The following is a 4,302-nucleotide window of genomic DNA, read 5'->3' as shown; positions in this document are numbered from 1 at the left end:
TGCGGGCGGCGGGACCGGTCATTTAACCCGTCCTTTCCCTGTTCTTTGAACAGGGAAAGCCATTTGTAACCCGTCTTGCGACTGATTCCAAATGCCTGGCACAGGGCGCTGACGTTGGCTTCTGGTGCGCTTGCCAGCACCACAAATTCGAGACGAGAGGCCATCCGGGAACACTCCTTCCAAGGCATCGCACGCTCCAGTTATTGGTCGTGCGCTGATCATAAAAGGTGTTACCTATGTCTCTAGACGACTGTTACCTATGTCCCTGTGCCATACAGACCCGCCCACCCTACGTGTTCTCACTCCGCAAGCGCCGCCACAGCGTTGTGCGGCTGATGCCCAGGTGCTTCGCCGCCGCATCGCGCTGGCCGCCGAAGCGGGCCAGCACCGCGGCAATGCTGTCGGTGTCGGCCTCTGGCGTGGGTGCAGGCATGAGCATCGCCTTGTTTAGCTCAGGGGCAATCGAGACCAGGAAACTCGGCGTCAGCGCCTGCAGCGGCTCCGCCGCCAGGAACAGCGCCAGCCGCTCCATCAGGTTGCGCAACTCGCGCACGTTGCCGGGCCAGCCGTAGGCTTCCAGCACGGAGGCGCAGGCCCGCATCTCGGCGTGCAGGTTCGGGTGCGGCCTGGCGCCCAGCGCCGCCAGCGCGTTCTTGAGCGACCATTCGCCAAGCGGCACGATATCCGCCACCCGTTCGCGCAGCGGCGGCAGGGCCAGGCGCAGCACCGCCAGGCGGTAGAACAGGTCGGCGCGGAAGCGTCCCTCGCGCACGCGCGCTTCCAGGTCGCAGTGGGTGGCGCTGATCACGCGCACCTCGATCGGCACCGGCCGCGTGCCGCCCACGCGCATCACTTCGCGCTCTTCCAGCACGCGCAGCAGGCGCGTCTGCAGGGCAAGCGGCATCTCGCCGATCTCGTCGAGGAACAGGGTGCCGCCGTTGGCCGCCTCGAACAGGCCCGCGTGGCCGCCGCGGCGCGCGCCGGTGAAGGCGCCTTCCTCGTGGCCGAACAGTTCGGATTCCAGCAGCGATTCGGCGATCGCGCCGCAGTTCACCGCAACGAAAGGACGGTTGGCGGCGCGCGCCGGGCCCTCGCGGTGGATGGCCTGCGCCACCAGTTCCTTGCCGCTGCCGGTCTCGCCCTGGATCAGGACCGTGGCCGGCGAGCGCGCGTACAGCACCACAGTCTGGCGCAGGCGTTCCATGGCGTTCGATTCGCCGCGCAGGTCGTGCAGGCCACGCCGTGCACGGCGCGCATCCGCGCCCGCGATGCGGCGTCCGCGGTTCGCCTCCAGGTGGGTCAGGCGCGCCATCTCGAGCGCGTCGTCGAAGGCCTGGCGGATCGAGGCGGCCGAGTACAGGAACACCCCGGTCAGGCCCGCCTCCTCGGCCAGGTCGGTGATCAAACCGGCGCCGACGATCACCTCGACCCCAAGCGCCTTGAGTTCGTTGAGGGAGGCGCGTGCGTCTTCCTCGGTCACGTAGGTGCGCTGCGCGATCGCGATGCCGAAGGTGTCGGCGAACTCGGCCAGTTCGCGCAGCGGCGCCTGGTAGGTGATGACGCCGATGCGGTTCGAGACGCGGCGGGCGCGCGCCAGGGCCTGCATCACGTCGAAGCCGCTGGCCTTGGCCACCACCACCGGCACCGAGATCCGGCCCTTGAGGTAGGCGGCGTTCGATCCGGCGGCGATTACCACGTCGCAACGCTCGGTCGCGAGGCGCTCGCGCAGCGTGCGCGCGGCTTCGTCGAAACCGAGGTGGACCGGTTCGATCGTCGCCAGGTGGTCGTACTCGAGGGTGATGTCGCGGAACAGGTCGGACAGGCGCGACACCGACACGGTCCAGATGACCGGCTTGTCGCCGCCGTCGCCGTGGCTGCGTGTGGATGAACTCATGCGGCAAGTGTAGCCGATTCCATGCGCCTGCCTTGAACTTGCGGGGCCGGCCGCTGTCAGTTACGCGTAAGCCAGCGTAAGAATGAGGTAAGGGCACGCCCGTAGGATGGGATCCAGCCCTGAATACCAGGCATCACCAGAATAGATAACAGGAGACACAAGTGGATCAAGACATCGTTCGGCGGGTCAAAGCCGACCCCAACTATCGCAAGCTGGTCACGAAGCGTTCGCGCTTCGGCTGGATTCTCACCTGGAGCATGATGGTCGTGTACTACGGCTTCACCCTGCTCTGCGCCTTCGACAAGGAATTCATGGGCAGCCGCATCGGCGACGGCGTCATGACCTGGGGCATTCCCCTGGGCCTGTTCGTGATCCTGTTCACGGTCGTGGTGACTGCCGTCTACGTACGCCGCGCCAACAGCGAATACGACCAGCTGACCGAGGCCATCAAGGCCAATGTTGCCGGCGGCAACGGCAGCGGCAGCGGAAAGAAGGTGGCAGCATGAAGGCCCTGAACCGTTCTTCCGTCGCAGCGGCGCTGCTGCTCGCCAGCGGCGCCGTCCTGGCCGCGCCCGACCTCGGCCAGGCCACCAAGCAGGCCACCAACTGGACCGCGATCAGCATGTTCGCGCTGTTCGTGGTGGCAACCCTGTTCATCACCAAGTGGGCCGCCGCCAAGACCCGCTCGGCCTCCGACTTCTACACCGCCGGCGGCGGCATTTCCGGCTTCCAGAACGGCCTGGCGATCGCCGGCGACTTCATGTCGGCCGCTTCCTTCCTCGGCATCTCGGCCGCCGTGTTCCTGGACGGCTTCGACGGCTTGATCTACGCGATCGGCTTCCTGGTCGGCTGGCCGGTCATCACCTTCCTGATGGCCGAGCGCCTGCGCAACCTGGGCCGCTACACCTTCGCCGACGTGGCCGCCTACCGCTTCCACCAGAAGCCGATCCGCGTGTTCGCGGCCTCCGGCACCCTGGTGGTGGTGGCCTTCTACCTGATTGCGCAGATGGTCGGCGCCGGCCAGCTGATCAAGCTGCTGTTCGGCCTCGAGTACTGGATCGCCGTCGTCATCGTCGGCATCCTGATGATGGTCTACGTGCTGTTTGGCGGCATGACCGCGACCACCTGGGTGCAGATCATCAAGGCCGTGCTGCTGCTGTCGGGCGCGTCCTACATGGCCTTCGCGGTGCTGGCGCAGTACAACTTCAGCCCGGAACAGCTGTTCTCGGCCGCCACCGAGGTGCACGCCAAGGGCGATTCGATCATGGGCCCGGGCACCTTCCTGAAAGACCCGATCTCGGCGATCTCCTTCGGCATGGCGCTGATGTTCGGCACCGCCGGCCTGCCGCACATCCTGATGCGCTTCTTCACCGTCCCGAGCGCGAAAGAGGCGCGCAAGTCGGTGCTGTGGGCCACCACCTGGATCGGCTACTTCTACATCCTCACCTTCATCATCGGCTTCGGCGCGATCGTGCTGGTCGGCACCAACCCGGCCTTCAAGGATGCGGCCGGCAAGCTCCTGGGCGGCAACAACATGGCGGCAGTGCACCTGGCCAATGCCGTGGGCGGCGACATCTTCCTGGGCTTCATCTCGGCAGTGGCCTTCGCGACCATCCTGGCGGTGGTGGCCGGCCTGACCCTGTCGGGCGCCTCGGCAGTGTCGCATGACCTGTACGCCACCGTGTTCAAGAAGGGCAAGGCCAACAGCGCCGACGAACTGAAGGTCTCGAAGATCACCACCGTCGCGCTGGGCGTGATCGCGGTGCTGCTCGGGATCGCCTTCGAAAAGCAGAATGTCGCCTTCATGGTGTCGCTGGCCTTCGCGATCGCGGCCTCGGCCAACTTCCCGGTGCTGTTCATGTCGGTGCTGTGGAAGGATTGCACCACCCGCGGCGCCACCGTGGGCGGCTTCCTGGGCCTGGCGACCGCGGTCGTGCTGACCGTGGTGTCGAAGTCGGTGTGGGTCGACGTGCTCGGCAACGCCAGCGCGATCTTCCCCTATACCTCGCCGGCGATCTTCTCGATGGCGGTGGGCTTCTTCGGCATCTGGTTCTTCTCGGTGACCGACAAGAGCCCGCGCGCCGCGATCGACAAGGCCGGCTTCGAGGCGCAGGAAGTGCGTTCGGAAACCGGCATCGGTGCGGCGGCGGCAAGCTCCCACTAAGCGTCCAAGCCTGAACCAAACCCCGCTGCGGCGGTAATGCCGTTCAGTTAAGACTGAACGGCATTTTTATTTTGTCGTTGTAAACGTTGCGCATCGCTGTTAACCTTCGTCGCCATGTTCGATGACACTCTTCATTTTCTAGCAAATCATCTCGAAGCTCCCGACTGGACAAGGTTGGGTGAGCATCTTCCTACTGAATGGATCGAACAGGCGCTGGCGAGCGCGGATGCGCTGAGTATCCGGC

At 65.6% G+C, this 4,302-nt stretch carries 4 protein-coding genes; 2 read left to right on the top strand and 2 right to left on the bottom strand.

Going from position 1 to position 4,302, the window contains the following annotated elements; all coding sequences use genetic code 11:
- Together YWC_RS32525 and prpR are read right to left on the bottom strand one after the other, a co-directional pair.
- A partial coding sequence (locus YWC_RS32525) for a helix-turn-helix domain-containing protein (RefSeq protein WP_169728158.1) occupies nucleotides 1-164 on the bottom strand: 164 nt, incomplete at its 3' end.
- Nucleotides 165-289: 125 nt separating this feature from the next.
- Nucleotides 290-1,894: a propionate catabolism operon regulatory protein PrpR gene (gene prpR, locus YWC_RS0126785; protein WP_027868090.1), complete on the bottom strand. Its 1,605-nt coding sequence runs from the start codon at nucleotides 1,892-1,894 to the stop codon at nucleotides 290-292.
- A 161-nt stretch (nucleotides 1,895-2,055) separates the two neighbouring features.
- Here prpR and YWC_RS31150 point away from each other — a divergent pair, with 161 nt between their 5' ends.
- Nucleotides 2,056-2,400, top strand: coding sequence for a DUF485 domain-containing protein (locus YWC_RS31150; protein WP_051306790.1), 345 nt, complete (start codon nucleotides 2,056-2,058; stop codon nucleotides 2,398-2,400).
- Nucleotides 2,397-4,058: a cation acetate symporter gene (locus tag YWC_RS0126775; RefSeq protein ID WP_027868089.1), complete on the top strand. Its 1,662-nt coding sequence runs from the start codon at nucleotides 2,397-2,399 to the stop codon at nucleotides 4,056-4,058. The genes YWC_RS31150 and YWC_RS0126775 overlap by 4 nt, the downstream gene beginning before the upstream one ends.
- The last annotated feature ends 244 nt before the right edge of the window (nucleotides 4,059-4,302 follow it).

Source organism: Massilia alkalitolerans DSM 17462 (assembly GCF_000427785.1).
GTDB classification, from domain to species: Bacteria; Pseudomonadota; Gammaproteobacteria; order Burkholderiales; family Burkholderiaceae_D; genus Telluria; species Telluria alkalitolerans.
The sequence above is the reverse complement of the archived record's forward strand: the minus strand, read 5'-3'. Positions and strand labels throughout refer to the sequence as shown.

Coding starts and splice junctions, on each gene's coding strand:
- prpR (WP_027868090.1), bottom strand. CDS start 1,894: ATGAGTTCATCCACACGCAGCCACGGCGACGGCGGCGACAAGCCGGTC.
- YWC_RS0126775 (WP_027868089.1), top strand. CDS start 2,397: ATGAAGGCCCTGAACCGTTCTTCCGTCGCAGCGGCGCTGCTGCTCGCC.